This is a genomic window from Paenibacillus sp. ACRRX (assembly GCF_022346885.1).
Classification (GTDB): Bacteria; Bacillota; Bacilli; order Paenibacillales; family Paenibacillaceae; genus Paenibacillus_B.
This window is the reverse complement of record NZ_JAKRNK010000002.1, coordinates 770082-785599: the sequence shown is the minus strand read 5'-3', so window position 1 is coordinate 785599 and position 15518 is coordinate 770082. Positions and strand designations below refer to the sequence as shown.

Sequence of the window (15518 nt, the reverse complement as noted above, 5' to 3'; positions counted from 1 at the left end):
AGCCCATGGATAGGTTCACAAGTGCAGAATCGAGGGCAAAGATGATTTGTTCGGTAACAATGTGTATAATATGACATATATTAAACTGAATTCCGAGGTGAACAGGCAGAAATGAATATTGTAGTGGGAGTAACAATAATTGCACTTGTGATAGGAATGGGAATTGTGGCGGCGAGCTTATATTTTTACAAATTGGCGGTCAAACGATCGAGCAAGTCGTTTCTGTCAGGCGACCCGGATACGGAAATAGCCAAGGAATGGAAACGTCACGCAGAAGAGAACCAGCAATGGTTGAGCCGTCAAAGTTATGAAGATGTAGAGATTCAATCGTATGACGGGTTGAAGCTGCATGGCTACTATATGGCAGCGAAGCAGCCGACGAATAAGTTAGCCATATTAGTGCATGGTTATTCCGGTCAAGGACGCGACATGGTATCTTACGCAAGTATTTATTATGACTCGTTAGGATATAACGTGCTTATGCCGGACAATCGGGGACATGGTCTTAGTGAAGGCCATTACATCGGATTTGGTTGGCATGATCGCAAAGATTATTTAAAATGGATTGAGTATCTAATCACACGGTTCGGCAATGAGGTAGAACTTGTTTTGCATGGGGTATCTATGGGAGGGGCGACCGTATTGATGACTAGCGGGGAGGATCTTCCGGAACAAGTCAAAGTGATCGTGGCTGATTGTGCGTACACTTCTGTGTATGACCAATTGACTTACCAGCTCAAACAGATGTTTAGGTTACCCAGCTTTCCGCTATTATCCACAACCAGTCTGGTGTGCAGACTTCGCGCAGGCTATTCTTTTAAGGAGGCAACTGCACTGAAGCAGGTAGAGCGTGCCAAGACGCCAATTCTGTTTATACATGGGGAAGAAGATACGTTTGTTCCGACTCAGATGGTATATCCACTGCATGCGCGATGCAAGAGCGACAAGGAGTTATGGATCGTTCCTAAGGCAGCTCATGGTGCCTCGATCCTAGTGGATTACGATGGATACGTGGAGAAAGTGAAAAATTTTGTAAATCGATATATTCCCGTATAAACAACATGTTTAGATGGATCTGTTTATAGGCTTCCAATCGACTTAGGTGCACCATGAAGAGACATGTTGCAGCTCTTTCGATGGGGTCTATTTGGTCATTTTACCTCTAATTAAAAAACGGAAACCCACATACTGTCCGCGTCTTAATGTATGATCTATAGCTTTTGATCTCCTACTTGTTGCTGTTCTTACCAGGTGATGAAATGTGATTTGACCCGATACTGCACGTCATGAAAAAAGGCCCTCGGAACTAGTCCTACGGCCTTGGAATCAAAACGATATCGTCTTATATGTTAATTAGCGTAAAATGTAACCCCCGTCTGGGAACAGGGTACTGCCTGTTGTGTAGCCATTTGTCATCAAATAAATAACGGTATGTGCGGCTTCAGCAGCCTGCCCCACTCTCCCCAACAGATTCATACTGGTGTAGGCATCGTAAGCTTGATCTCTTACTTCCTGCGCCGCGTCTTCCCAATTAAATGCTGTATAGATGGTGCCAGGGGAAATGACATTTACCCGAACAGGAGCTAGTTCAACTGCTAACGCTTTGCCCAAGCTTTCGATGGCTCCGTTACAGGCGGCATATGAAGCACCGTCAGCCAGCGGTCGTTGACCAAAAGCGCCAGACATCAGCACGATCGAACCATGCGGATTAAGATATGGAGCCGCATATTTTGCTGCATTGTATTGTGGCCAGAACTTGGCGTCAAAGCAGCTGTGTGCTACCTCTGTACTAGAGGAGAGCGGACCTCTTACATAAGAGGCACCAGGTGTAAATAAGTGATCAAATTTGCCAACCTGCTCAAAAAAAGGCTGCAGCTCCGCTTCATTTTGATTATCTAAAGGGAAGGTTTCTACAGAATCATTGTTTAGATACTGAAGGGCGATATCAAGCTTAGTCTGCGAGCGACCTGCAATAATGACATGTGCTCCTTGTTCGATGGCTTGCTGGGCAGTAGCCAGACCTATACCTGAGCTGCCTCCAATTATGACCACACGTTGATTGTTTAGCGAAATGACGGGCATCTGTACTCTCTCCCTCTCCATAATTAAGCACTGCCAGTTATAGACTTGTTAGAGCTGTGCTCTTCTTATTATTGGGTACAACGGGAGCGTTGCAAAGTACGCACTTGGTTCGTACTTAGTACGAACATTCGTACCATAGTGCATATCATGGGCTTGCGAGCTGACAGAAGGATTCACAATAGTGGTGCAAGATGAAAAATCATTTTGTATGATGGACAAAGAGGTGAATCTGATGAACAGGAATAATCAGGAGCCGCGATTAACAGGCGTACTCACAACACTTGACATCGTCGGTGGCAAATGGAAGCCATTGATTTTATTTATTTTGCTGACGGATGGTACCAAACGTTTTGGCGAGCTTAAACGGATGATACCGGAAGTTTCACAAGGAACATTAACCAAGCAGCTGCGTGAGCTGGAACATGACCAACTGATCGAACGTGTGGTCTACCAAGAAATACCGCCGCGAGTGGAATATAGCGTATCAGAACATGGTCAATCTTTTAGATCTGTGCTGGATAGCATGTGTGTTTGGGGAAGAGCGCACACAGATTATATAAGTGCGGATGACGAGGAATAGGGGAACAGGAGATGGAGAATATAAGTTATCTATTGTAGATGTATTTTCACAAGGGAAATATAGATGCAGCCATTATGGCCGAAGTCCTACATATAGACCAAGATTGGATGGATGATCGTTATCCGATACAAGAGGTATCAACTGGACTTCCAGTCCTAGTTGTCCCTTTAAAGTTATTGGCAGCAGTTAGAAGTGTGCACACATTCAGATGGAGAAATATACGGAACTCATTAGGGATAGAGCGGCAAAAGCAGTAGTGATGTTTTCGCCAGATGCTGATCCGCTGATCATGGCAGTAGGGGATACGATTAAACTTAACAAAGCGGCCCAAAGTCCACAGAACTTGAGCCGCTTAGCAAGATCCTATTTGATTGCTCACGAAGAGCTTTGTAAGGGGCTGCTTTACCCTGCTGCTCCTCTATTTTTATCCTTATGATTATAAATTATGACTGCACACGGGACCATAATGCTGGTACGATAGACGGCTCCCAGCCCGTCAATGAGGTATGTGGCTGTATACATTTATATGCGAATCCACCATATGAGACAAGATCGCCAGCTTTGTAAGCAGTGCCTGCCCGCCATGGAGTGGTTCCCGTATCTTTGTCGGGCAGCTTCGTTGTTACAGGTGAGCTATGCGGCGACACTTTGCCCTCGGCATTTTTAGCCCTGACTGTAAATGTGTAGGTTTGCCCCGAAGTAAGCCCGGTTACCGTATAATTTTTCACCGCAGTAGTGGCGATAAGGTTCCCTTGATTAAATACTTCGTATTGGAGGCCGAGCGCAGTACCGTTAGGATCGATCCATGTCAGGCTGGCCGTATCATAAGTGACACCGGTCACCGTTAACTGCTCAGGTGCTTTCAGTACCACAGGCTCTGTATCACCGGGAACGATATCGGCATTATTACCTGACACCACTAATGCGAACGGTTGCGCGCCTTGTGGTACGTTGTAGCCTTTAATGGTCACAATGTAGTCGCCAGTTGACGGTGTGTTCAGATAGACGTTTTCAACGTTGTTGACGTGGTCAGAACTGGCGCATGTAGAGCTTGCTGTGTTCTGTACAAAACAGTTGCCTTTTAATATTTCATTATTTGGAGCTTTTACCTCAAGATCAAGATCGTTTACCAATTGCTTGCCTGCTTGGACTGCTCCTTGGTAATCGCTCCAAACGAGAGAGATTTTTAATGGCTTGCCTGCTGTAGATTTCACGCGGTACGATATGGAACCATTTGTATTTAATCCAGCTTGGTTGTCAATAAAGCCGCTTTGTCTTCCATCGGTTGGGGTAAGTGAGTTAACCAAATTCACACGGCCCCAGCCTGTCTCTCTACTCATCCAGCCATAACCTACATCTTCTGCTCCGTTAATAAGTGTAGCCTTGATGAGTGCCGACGATGGTGTTACCTGTTTATTTTGGATATAAAATTGGCGAACAATTGCAGCTGAACCAGCAACGGCTGGAGTGGCCATGGAAGTGCCTGATAAGCTGGTGTAATAATTGTTCGGGTTAGGCGTTCTGGTTGAAGCAGATGATCGTGCCGATATGATATTGGAACCGGTTACAACAAGATCCGGCTTAATCCGGCCATCAATGGCATACCCTCTGCTGGAAGTTGAGGCGATTTGATTCGGGTTCGATTTTTGTAGGTTACCAACCGTGATCGTGTTTTTGGCATTGCCGGGAGTTGAGATGGTATTGTTCGAGCTGCCGTCATTTCCAGCTGCGAACAGAACCGTGAAGTCCTTGTTGTTGAACGTAAATTCGTCAACACGCGAAGAATTGGCGTTATAGGAGTAATTCAAGCGGGCTCCCCAGGAGTTGGTATGGATGGCTGCTCCCTGCTGCTTCGCTGTACCGAACAAGTCGCGCACATCGCCAGGGCAAATGGAATCTCCACCGCAGCCTATCGCCTGGAAAAGTAGTTTGGCGCCGTAGGCAACACCTTTGTACTTACCGTTAGACATGGCTCCGCTGCCAAGCACGGTACCGGCTACGTGGGTACCATGGCCGTTCGCGTCAGACCAGGTACCAGTTGATGGGTTCGGGGCTGGCGTGGCATGAAGCTGTCCTTCAAAATCCTTGTGCAGCGTGCTTAAGCTTCCTGAATCCAGGCCGCTGTCAGCCACACTAACCACTTGGCCACTGCCTGTCCAACCTTTGCTCCACACACCGGTTGGTGTAGAGGCGTTTATTTGATTAGTAATAAAGTCATTGGATATTCCGTATTGTGGCTTTTGCTCAACGAAGGTTACATCTGAGTGCTGGAGTACTAGAGGAATTTGTTCATCACGCAGTACGGCTTCGATGAAGCCTTGCTGTACATCGGTAATTGTAATTGCTTGCTGCTGCAACGAACCGGCTACTTGTGATTCGCTTCCTTTGAATATGGAGATGACGTAATTGTTAGATTGGCTGTGTGTTGAAGATAGGGTGGTGCCGTCCTTCCATTGGGCTTGAAATGGAGTGACGTTGTAAATGAGTTCGTTTGCGGCGAGGATGCCGGCTTGTTGTGGATTCATACGTACGAGATAAGCATAATCAGGAAGATAGTCGCCAATTTCCGCCCCAGTCTGAAGCAGCAGCTGCTTGGATGACTCGGTTATGACATCCCTGAATTGAACGACGTACAATTTATGCTCCGTGCTGCCACTCTCCTCCAGGAGATCGTCGTTCCATGTTCCCTCCTGTAGATTGACACTTCCTGTCCTCAGATGGAGTAGTCTCTCAGACGGTCCGCTCATCTCAGACTTTTCGTATGCCCCGACTGCTGAGGGCATTAGGCTGAGCGCCATAGCAAGCGATAGAACAAGGGAAAGTATTCTTTTGTTTTTCATTTTTCATTAATTCCTCCTCTATAAAATAGGTATGCTTTCCGTAATTGCGGATAAACCAAATAACATCATCACTCCCTTGTATCAGGATTACATTTTCGCACCATTAAAGTTCATTAATAGTTCTTAATAGATTAATAATTTGGACAAAAATGTATATTGACATCTTATTAAAGATCATATTAGATTTCAATAGCTTTCTTGTATTTTTTAATATTTTTTTAATACTTCGTATAAGACAAGGGCAATAAAGACTGGAAGCCTATACTCACATGCATGTGCTCTGTTTTATCATGTTGAATCCTTTTTCATATATGATGTGTTCAAATTATAGGTCAATTCTTTCGTTTAATGATGGTATTTTGAACTATTTTGAGAGGCTTCTTGCACATGAAGTACCTTCATGAGAGAAAAAGGAGATCCATGCACACACCCATTTCAATGTTCTTAGGACTAAAATAGACCTAAGGTCAAGTTAAACATAAAATAACGTTACCTGACGTATAAATAGCTTGTTACAAAATTAGTTTACAAAATTGATTAACTGGAGTATTATACATTGCGGTCCAATAGAACAAATAAGAAAAATTTTAATTCGCTTAATTTCCAAAATGGAAAGCGGGGGAACCATTATGTGATGTATGCATACATGCATGTCCATCATATGTGGGTGAATCCTGATGCGTTGGACAATTATGAAGTCCGTTAACGAATCAGGTAGGGCTACTCTCACGGCCCGAATCCGTCAGCTAACCTCGTAAGCGTTGATTGGGAGGTACGAACTTAGGGTAGAAAACACAGGGTTAGATGCTGTGTTTTTTGTTTGCCTAAAAATGACTAAACGATTTAGATCCGGAGTTTATTTTTGAATTGCAGGGTACTATACAAATAAAAAAAGTGGAGTGAAACTCATGTGGTCTTCGCTAAAAAGATTTTTAATTGGGCGACCATTAAAATCGACTGAATTGGGCGAGCAGAAATTAAATAAAACAAAAGCGCTCGCTATTCTCTCTTCAGATGCTTTATCCTCAGTGGCATACGGCCCTGAACAAATATTGTTAGTCTTAATTACGGTTAGTGCTGCGGCTTATTGGTATTCGATCCCGATCGCTATTGGGGTGTTAGTGTTATTGACAGCCCTTATCTTGTCGTATCGCCAAATTATTTTTGCGTATCCTCATGGTGGAGGCGCTTATGTTGTCTCAAAAGAAAATCTAGGGAAGTACTCAGGGCTGATTGCGGGAGGATCTTTATTAGTTGACTATATTTTAACGGTTGCTGTAAGTGTATCAGCTGGGACGGATGCGATCACATCGGCGTTTCCAAGCATGCATGATCATAATGTAATTATCGCAATTGGATTCGTTATTTTTATAACGATATTAAATTTAAGAGGAGTAACAGAATCTGCTTCCATTTTAGCTTATCCGGTTTATTTGTTTGTTCTTGCTTTATTTATTCTCATTGGTGTAGGGGTTTACAATATTTTGTTTGGTCATGTATCACCTGAACTGCACACACCCATCGGAACACCCGTTGCTGGAGTTAGTTTATTTCTGCTTCTGCGAGCATTTGCCTCGGGCAGCTCCGCATTAACCGGGGTGGAAGCTATTTCAAATGCGATTCCTAACTTTAAAAGCCCAGCACCAAATAATGCTGCCAAAACGTTAATCGCAATGGGCTCCCTGCTTGCAATCTTATTTTCAGGAATCGTTATTTTAGCTTATTATTATGGAATTAGTCCTCTAGCAGAGGCAACGGTTGTTTCTCAAATTGCTGAACAAACGTTTGGCCGCAACTTTATGTATTACTTTATACAAGGCACTACTGCATTAATATTAATTCTGGCTGCGAATACCGGCTACTCTGCTTTTCCATTGCTGGCTGTTAATCTGGCGAAGGATAAGTTTATCCCGCGAATGTTTACGGTTAGAGGAGATCGATTAGGTTATTCCAATGGCATTGTTATTTTAGGGCTGTTTTCCATTCTGCTCATTATTGCTTTTGAAGGGCAGACCGAACATCTTATCCCCCTTTATGCAGTAGGGGTATTTATTCCATTTACACTGTCTCAGACAGGAATGATGCTGAAATGGATTCGTGAAAAACCTGCTGGCTGGATGTCGAAATTTATCATTAATACAACAGGAGCATTGATAAGCTTTATTGTTACGATGATGTTCTTTTTAACAAAATTTATGCAGGTTTGGACAGTGTTTGTATTTTTACCAATCATCATTTTTATTTTCCATCGTATTAACAAGCATTATGAAGCAGTGGCTGATCAATTGAGAATCACAACCTGTGAACCATCCGTGCCAATTGAGGGAAATGTGATCATTCTGCCTGTAGCGGGTATCACCCATGTAGTAGAGAACTCCTTAAATTATGCTAAATCATTGTCGGCTCATCAAATTATCGCTGTATATGTGCCATTTGAAAGAGAAGATGAATTGGCGTTTGAGGAGAAATGGAAAAAATGGCAGCCTGATGTGAGATTAGTGACATTAATCTCTCCATATAGAAGCATCATTCAGCCATTAACTAAATTTATTGATACCGTTCAGCGTAAAGCGAATGAATCCAATTATCAGGTTACTGTTATTATCCCACAATTTATACCTAAGAAAGGTTGGCAGAATATATTGCATAACCAATCCAGTTTGCTGATTCGTGCCCATTTGCTGTATCGAAGAAATGTGATTGTTACAACGGTACCGTACCATTTGAAGTTTTAAGATCTAGTTAACATTTATGATCCGGTTAACGTTAAGAGTCAAGGAAATAGGGGCTGCATCCCGTCAATGAGACAGGGATCAAAGCACCTCGCAAAATGTAAGCAGCCAGTCGTCGAAAATCAATCGGCGACTGGTTATTTTAATTCGTTTGAATAGGATAGAGTTTATCCGATGGCCTATTTTTTCAGCAGGACACATTTTTTGTTTTTTATTTTTTGAATCACCACCCCATATAAAATGAAAAACTGCAGACTATGGGAGTGGAAAGACCCCTATATTATTAATACATTAATGGTGCATACATAAGAAACGGTAACTAGTATGACTTTTTGTGGGTAAGAATCAAAGATGCTCAAAAACAGAAGATATTGCTCAATAATTGCAGGCAATACGGAAAATGTTAATGAGTGATGATTGATATTAGCAGTATGCTGCATTTTTTGTTTAGAAGGGAATGAATAAACGTGAAATTATGGGAGACGGCTTATCGTATTAACAATAGTAGTATAAGAACCACAGAGACTAATCATTCACCCTATAATCATCCAGATATGTATGTCGGTAAATTAATCGGAGAAAATTGGATTCCATTTGATGTATACACGTATGAAGAGGGAGAATATACAGATTTTTATAATTATTTTGGCGGTCTGCCTGTTATAAATAGAAAGACATATGAATGCCTAAGACCTTATTTGGAAGGTGAGGTAGAGTTTCTGCCTATTAATCATCCTGGAGCAGAACTGTTTGTCATGAACGTTGTCAGTGTACTTGATGTTCTAGATTATGAGAAGACAATTGTCCCAATATCACCGTTTGGTAATAATATGAGATATGTCGACTTTGTTTATTTTTCAGAGGAGAGAATAAATCAAAGTGTGTACATTTTCAAAGTTCCAGAAGCCGTTACCTCAAGATCGTTTGTTACTGAGCGTTTTGTAGAGTTGCTAGATCATTTTAAATTAAGAGGACCACAGCTCAATCTTAGTTGGAGAACTGAATTTATTTCTGATGTATCCCAGAACCAAATCGAACGTTATAATCAGGTATTACAACAATTATGGAATGATGTAACTAGTGAAAAAATTCCTTTTTCACAGGCTCTAATTGACATTCAATCAAACAAAACGTATAGAAGTGGCGAATATAAGCTTCGTTTCGAGTATGAGAGCATTAGGCTTGGGACACTAACCAATGAATGTAAAATTGCTTGGAGGAGCCTTAACTACATCACGCCTAAATTAGAAGGACTGTTATGGCACGAAGATGATACAAACGATTTTGGCGACTTTATTTAATACGGGCTCATGGAAATAAGCAGGATTTATTTTTACTTATCGGTACTATAGTTTTTCAAATTTATTGTTGTTTTACTATACAATTAAAGTGTGAAATACGGAGGAACCAATGCAAGGGATTATTTCGAAAATAAACGGTGCGTCACTTTGGCATATTGTTCAAGGTCAGGGTATACCAATTGTGCTTATACATGGGGGGCCAGGCTCGTATGACTATTTAGAACCTGTGGCTGAATTGTTGGATAAGAGTTGTTTCCAAATTATTCGATATGAACAACGAGGGAGCTGGAGGTCTGAGAAAACCGGTCCGTATGACGTAGAGACTTTTATAGAAGATTTAGAACAACTAAGGATACATTTAGGTGTGAAAAACTGGATTGTATGTGGACATTCTTGGGGTGCGTCACTGGCGTTGGCATATTCCACAAAATATAATTCTAATGTTACAGCACTGATCTATATATCGGGAACAGGGATAAATCCAGCTTGGCATGCTGACTATCGTGTAAACAGACTTAATAGAATGAGTCTCGCAGATAAAGAAGAATACATCTATTTACGATCAATTATAGAAACATTAAGAGACGAAGAAAGAGATCATACAAAAGATCGAATACGTGAGATCAGTTTAAGAACTGATTTAAATGATCAGGTTAACTATGATAAGCTGCCTCGTAGTGACGGACCATTTGTAAACAATGAAGTGAATCAAAAAGTTGGTGCAGAATGTAATGAGTATTTTGAAAATGAGAAATTTAAAACAACGGTTATATTAAATAGTTTTCCCTCTCTCTTTGTCCATGGAGAGACAGATCCTCGTCCGTATAAATATGTGAGAGAGCTTGCGTTCAATTTGCAAAATAGCGAATTTATATTGATTCCTAATGCTGGGCATTATCCATGGCTTGATAATCCTAATGCTATAGGAAAATCTCTTAATGAGTTCTTGACTAGAATTAACCTCTACTTGTAATTATTTCGTATAGCCTATCCATTATCACTTTTAATTGTTTGATTGACGAATGGAAATTATTGCAATAAACTAATGGTGTTCAAGCGTCTTGACAAATAATAGAAGGGAATGATGGATCAATGGTTAAAAAAGGCATATCAAGGGTGATGATACTTGCGCTTTTGTTGAGCTTTTCGTTAGGTACAAACGTAGGTGTGTTCACACCTTCTGCAGAAGCTGCCTCAAGCAGTGCCACGTTTAACTGTACTAGTTATGGAGTGACCACCATTGTACCCATCGGCACGACGCTGCCAGCTGGCTGGATCATTTCGCTGAAAAACGGCGACACATTCACTGCTCAGTGCTTAATTGGTGGTGCGACAGGCGTGACGGCCATTGCTATGCTTGGTTCTGCAGTTCCGAGCGGTTGGGTGGTCATCAATCAAACAAGCACTTATCTTAACCTTCAAAATACAAACGGAGCTAGTTATGGTGTAACATATACTGTCGTTCCTATCTCGCCGCTGCCAGCTGGCTGGGCGATGATAAACAGAACGGACAGTACAGTGTGGATCAAAAACCTCAATGGCGCACCTAAAGGTGCTCAGGTCACAGTTCTGATTGGTACTCCATTACCGAATGGATGGGCGATTGTCAATACAATAGGATCAACGATGACCATTAAGTACTTGATAGGAGCAAGCTTCGGCGAGATCACTACGATCTTACCGATCTCACCGCTCCCATCTGGTTGGGCGGTCGTTAACAAAACAGATAGTACGGTTTGGATTCAGAATCTGAACGGGGCTAGCGTGGGTACGACGGTGGATGTCCTTCCGGGTTTCCCTATACCAGCGGGCTGGACAGTAATAGGGACAGTAGGCACTGTTGTTAAGATTAAATATACAGGATAATTCCAGAGCAATCGCTAGCGCTCCGGAAGCATCAGCCATCATTTTGTACTGCCGCTAGGAAACGCAGTCCGCATGTGTGCAGAAGGGTGCCTTCGCATAGATATATGAGCGCATATACTGTATTTTTACAAAGAGTCGAGTAGAATCCTACGACTCTTTTTTTATGTAACATTTGTTTCAATGTGTCTGTTCAATTTACTGTAGCCGATTCAAAGAATGCAGGAATGAACAAGTAAATCTACAAGCAAGATCATGCAGTTATTAAGTACGTGCGATGTACTTGAAACGTCTGTTATATTACAAATCGAAAATGCTTTACTAATGAAATCAAGGGCTGTATCTGCGTATGCAGTTAAATGTGGGATTGATAAGGGTCAGAGATAGGAGAGGTCTAAAGTATTCATAAATAAGAAATCGTCCCCAATTGTACCCAATAGCTAAGATTGTGGTGTTATGAAAATGAAGGAAGATTACAAATCCCTTGATACATAAGGTTTAATAAACATTAATTGAGCGCCCTATTGCTAGGGCGCTCTCATGGGAGAGGAGAAACCGGACGAAGAGCTTATGGGGAAACGTAAGTCTTCTCCGCGGTTGTCTACGACATTCGATGATGTCGATAATTAAAGGATTGCCCATACGGGTTGAAATATACCTGCTTCATATAAAAAATTTACACAAGCATGAAATGGAAGGTCATACAAACGAGCAATAGGGTATTGCAGTTCATGTGAAGACGCATGTTATGGAGGATGTCTTTAACTGTGAAGATGCTGGTCGTCATCAACATTTTGGAGGAGGATATTTTGCCATGAAATATGTAGTTATTAACACACATCCGAACACAGAAAGCTTTAACTACGCGATACAAGAGACAGCAGTAGCAGCACTACAGGATGCAGGGCATGAAGTGCAGTTGCGCGACTTGTATACGCTGAACTTTAATCCCGTATTGTCTGTGGAAGACTTTGCGGGATCGAAGTCCGGCCAATTACCTGACGATATCAAGGCGGAGCAGGATTTAATTAGTTGGGCGGATGTTCTAGTTGTCATTTATCCACTATGGTGGGCCTCGCTGCCTGCCCTGCTAAAAGGGTACATTGATCGTGTATTCTCTTATGGATTCGCCTATTCAATGGATGGAAATGGACTTAATAAACTGCTTGTCGGAAAAAAAGCAATTTTGTTCACAACGATGGGAAATACAGAAGCACATTATCAGGAAACCGGTATGTTTGATTCTCTGGCGAACACAGTAGACAAGGGAATTTTTGATTTTGTAGGGATCGAAGTGCTGGAACATCGTTATTTTACTTCCGTAACGACCGTTGATGATGCAGAACGTAAAAAAATGTTAGACGATGTGAAAACAACGCTTGGCAAAGTAGGATCTTAATTCAATTTAGCGGTAGAGCTCCTTTCTATATACTTAGGAAGGGGCTTTATTTTATCGAATTAGCTTCCAAGTTCAAAATGGTTATTGTCATTAAACGTATGCTCATTCATATGAGCATTTTCCCGTTTATGTGGCGGTCTTATGACAGGATTGACTCAACAATCGATATAAAATGTGTTACGATATACGACGAAACAACGAAATTGACGTGTCAATTGAACAACGAAGAATGAAATGTGGTGAGCTATCGTGCGAGTGATATCGGGAACAGCCAAGGGGCGTCAGCTTAAAGCGGTGCCTGGCAAAGGGACACGTCCAACGACAGACAAAGTAAAAGAAGCGATGTTTAGCATGATCGGGCCGTATTTCGACGGCGGGCTAGTGCTGGATTTGTTTGCAGGTACAGGAGGTCTAGGGATTGAGGCGCTGAGTCGAGGTATGGACAAAGCTATTTTCATTGATATGGACCCTAAGGCTATAGAAGTAATCCGTCATAATGTGCAAGCTGCTGGTGTAGGCATCCGCTCTGAAATATATCGCAATGATGCTAGACGTGCGCTTAAAGCATTGGCTAAGCGAGGTACAACATTTGACCTTGTGTTTATGGATCCTCCTTATCGGTTAACGGATGCTGATACGTTACTGACAGATATGATGGAGAGTGACTTAATTGCGAATCATGCAACCATTGTTATGGAGCATGATACAGGTCATGAGTATCCGGAGCAGATAGGTCTTTTTGTAATATGGAAGAAAGCAAATTATGGCGAAACGACATTAACGATGTACCAGCAGCGTCCACGGACAGAGCATGTTGATTCAGATATGTAAAGGAGTCGAAAAGTAATGACAGTACCATTAACGCACCAACCGCGCATTGCCGTCTATCCAGGCAGCTTTGACCCGGTGACATTAGGACATCTTGATATTATAGAACGTGCGGCCAAGCAATTTGATCGTGTTATTGTAGCCGTATTAAATAATTTGAGCAAAAAGCCTTTATTCACGGTTGAGGAACGTAAGGAATTAATGAAGGAAACAACTGCTCATTTGCCTAACGTAGAGATTGACAGTTTCCGAGACCTGCTCGTGAACTATATGGATCAGAAACAAGCACATGTGATCGTACGTGGTATTCGTACCGTTACAGATTTTGAATACGAACTGCAGATGGCCAGCACGAATCAAAAGCTGAATCCGCGTATTGAGACTATCTTTATGATGACGAATCCGAAGTACTCCTACTTAAGCTCCAGCATGGTTAAAGAAATTGCACGTTTTCGTGGCTCTGTAGTGGACTTAGTTACGCCTGAGGTAGAGTCAGCTATGCGTAGCAAGTATTCCGAATTGAAGGAATAGGGACTGCAGTCATCGGGTAAGGCGGGATAATAAATAACAGATGGTACTCACGCAGACAAGCAAGCAGATAAAAAGAGTACATGCTGTTAGTAACACGAGTGGCTGCTGCCATCCTTCTATCTGAGCGACAATCTGTATAAAATGCAAAATGTCGAACGAACCAGCTTCTGTTACCATTTGGCTGCTTCCGTGAATGGTTGGGCTCGTCTCAAACACAGGTGCGGCTTGCTCTGAACCCCGCAGCCAGATTTGCATTGGAGCCCAAATTACATAAGTGAGGCCAAATGCTACAGCCGCATGAAGCAAACGGAACCGAAGAAAGCGTGAATAACGCAAATCGGTTCCTTTTATTAAGCTGTGAACTTGCAAATGGGCGCTGGCACCGCTCCAGGCGATTACGGCACCCATTAATGCAGCTTGAAATACAGGTGAATCGAATGCAGCGGTGCCGATCGCAAACGTACCCAGATTAATTTCAAGCAGCCCGTTTAGCATAAAGCTGCCAAATTGTTGGGGGATTGCGATTCGCAGAACCTGCACAATGACGGAAAAGATCATCATGTAACCGCCGATCATCATCAATGTCTGCACGGCGGTCGTGACGGCATCTCCAAGGAGTTTGCCTAATGGACGACTATCATGACGGTGAGCATTCTCCATAGCCATGATAAGGCTTGTGCTGAATGAAGAAGGGGGCGTCTTCTCTTGGTTATTAGAAGAGGTCCTGTCTGACACTGATGGCTTAACGGGTTCTTGAAAACTGCTGGAAGAACCAGTGCTGGTTCTATTCGAAATAATGTTATATTTTAGATTATCCAACACCCTGAGTAGCAGCATGGATAAGAGTGCAGCAGCCCAGTGCACAATAGCGATAATTAGCCCTGTGTCTGCATGCTGCATGAATCCGACACCTACAACGGCAATGATAAACACAGGGTTGCTGGCGTGAGACAAACCAAGCAATCTTTCACCTTCTTGCCGGTTAACGAGTTGTTGACGACGCAGCTTGACGACCGCCTCTGCACCAGCAGGATAGCCGGCCGTCCAACCAACTGCCCAAGCCCATCCGCCTACTCCAGGAAGCCGCAGCAGCCAGCGCATAATGGGATTGAAAAGCACACCTAAGCCATGCACCCATCCATAGGCCACGAGCATTTCCGATAGGACAAGGAATGGTAAGAGAGCAGGGAAAATAATGTTCCACCAGACTTTTAGCCCCTGCAAAGATGCTTTGAAAGCGGCATCTGGGTAAGATACAATGCAGACAACCAGAATAAGTGCGATAGAACCCGCAATAGCTGTATATAAAGGATGCTGCGATCGGTTAGAACGAAGAAAACGGGATAATTGCATCAATGGTCA

At 42.6% G+C, this 15518-nt stretch carries 13 protein-coding genes and 1 riboswitch; of the genes, 10 read left to right on the top strand and 3 right to left on the bottom strand.

Annotation, left to right across the window (positions count from 1 at the left end):
- Positions 1–111 precede the first annotated feature (111 nt).
- On the top strand, positions 112–1056 hold the full coding sequence (locus MH117_RS09005; RefSeq protein ID WP_239328321.1) for an alpha/beta hydrolase: 945 nt from the start codon (positions 112–114) through the stop codon (positions 1054–1056).
- 297 nt (positions 1057–1353) lie between these two features.
- Here the strand turns inward: MH117_RS09005 and MH117_RS09000 are convergent, their stop codons facing one another.
- Positions 1354–2082 (bottom strand): SDR family oxidoreductase, encoded by a 729-nt coding sequence (locus tag MH117_RS09000; protein ID WP_239328320.1) that lies wholly within the window; start codon positions 2080–2082, stop codon positions 1354–1356.
- Between the two features lie 232 nt (positions 2083–2314).
- Here MH117_RS09000 and MH117_RS08995 point away from each other — a divergent pair, with 232 nt between their 5' ends.
- Both MH117_RS08995 and MH117_RS08990 read left to right on the top strand, forming a co-directional pair.
- On the top strand, positions 2315–2662 hold the full coding sequence (locus MH117_RS08995) for a winged helix-turn-helix transcriptional regulator (RefSeq protein WP_239328319.1): 348 nt from the start codon (positions 2315–2317) through the stop codon (positions 2660–2662).
- 208 nt (positions 2663–2870) lie between these two features.
- Positions 2871–3098, top strand: coding sequence for a hypothetical protein (locus MH117_RS08990; protein WP_239328318.1), 228 nt, complete (start codon positions 2871–2873; stop codon positions 3096–3098).
- 7 nt (positions 3099–3105) lie between these two features.
- Here the strand turns inward: MH117_RS08990 and MH117_RS08985 are convergent, their stop codons facing one another.
- On the bottom strand, positions 3106–5502 hold the full coding sequence (locus MH117_RS08985) for a S8 family serine peptidase (RefSeq protein WP_239328317.1): 2397 nt from the start codon (positions 5500–5502) through the stop codon (positions 3106–3108).
- Positions 5503–6085: 583 nt separating this feature from the next.
- A riboswitch (cyclic di-AMP (ydaO/yuaA leader) is annotated at positions 6086–6279 on the top strand.
- Positions 6280–6410: 131 nt separating this feature from the next.
- Between MH117_RS08985 and MH117_RS08980 the strand changes: the two genes are divergently transcribed.
- The 7 genes from MH117_RS08980 (at position 6411) to coaD (ending at position 14156) form a co-directional block, all read left to right on the top strand.
- Positions 6411–8237, top strand: a complete 1827-nt coding sequence (locus MH117_RS08980) for an APC family permease (RefSeq protein ID WP_239328316.1) — start codon at positions 6411–6413, stop codon at positions 8235–8237.
- A gap of 464 nt (positions 8238–8701) precedes the next feature.
- A complete protein-coding gene (locus MH117_RS08975; RefSeq protein ID WP_239328315.1) occupies positions 8702–9535 on the top strand; it encodes an imm11 family protein in 834 nt (277 codons plus the stop codon).
- Between the two features lie 109 nt (positions 9536–9644).
- Positions 9645–10508 (top strand): alpha/beta fold hydrolase, encoded by an 864-nt coding sequence (locus tag MH117_RS08970; RefSeq protein ID WP_239328314.1) that lies wholly within the window; start codon positions 9645–9647, stop codon positions 10506–10508.
- A gap of 146 nt (positions 10509–10654) precedes the next feature.
- Positions 10655–11401 carry a hypothetical protein gene (locus MH117_RS08965; RefSeq protein ID WP_239328313.1) on the top strand — a complete coding sequence of 249 codons (747 nt, stop codon included), beginning with the start codon at positions 10655–10657 and terminating at the stop codon, positions 11399–11401.
- An 811-nt stretch (positions 11402–12212) separates the two neighbouring features.
- Positions 12213–12797: an NAD(P)H-dependent oxidoreductase gene (locus tag MH117_RS08960; RefSeq protein WP_239328312.1), complete on the top strand. Its 585-nt coding sequence runs from the start codon at positions 12213–12215 to the stop codon at positions 12795–12797.
- A gap of 249 nt (positions 12798–13046) precedes the next feature.
- Positions 13047–13628 carry a 16S rRNA (guanine(966)-N(2))-methyltransferase RsmD gene (gene rsmD, locus MH117_RS08955; protein WP_239328311.1) on the top strand — a complete coding sequence of 194 codons (582 nt, stop codon included), beginning with the start codon at positions 13047–13049 and terminating at the stop codon, positions 13626–13628.
- Positions 13629–13643: 15 nt separating this feature from the next.
- Positions 13644–14156 (top strand): pantetheine-phosphate adenylyltransferase, encoded by a 513-nt coding sequence (gene coaD, locus MH117_RS08950; RefSeq protein WP_239328310.1) that lies wholly within the window; start codon positions 13644–13646, stop codon positions 14154–14156.
- Between the two features lie 9 nt (positions 14157–14165).
- Here the strand turns inward: coaD and MH117_RS08945 are convergent, their stop codons facing one another.
- The gene (locus tag MH117_RS08945) at positions 14166–15509 is read right to left on the bottom strand and encodes a nucleoside recognition domain-containing protein (protein ID WP_239328309.1); all 1344 of its coding nucleotides are present in this window, start codon (positions 15507–15509) and stop codon (positions 14166–14168) included.
- Positions 15510–15518 lie beyond the last annotated feature (9 nt).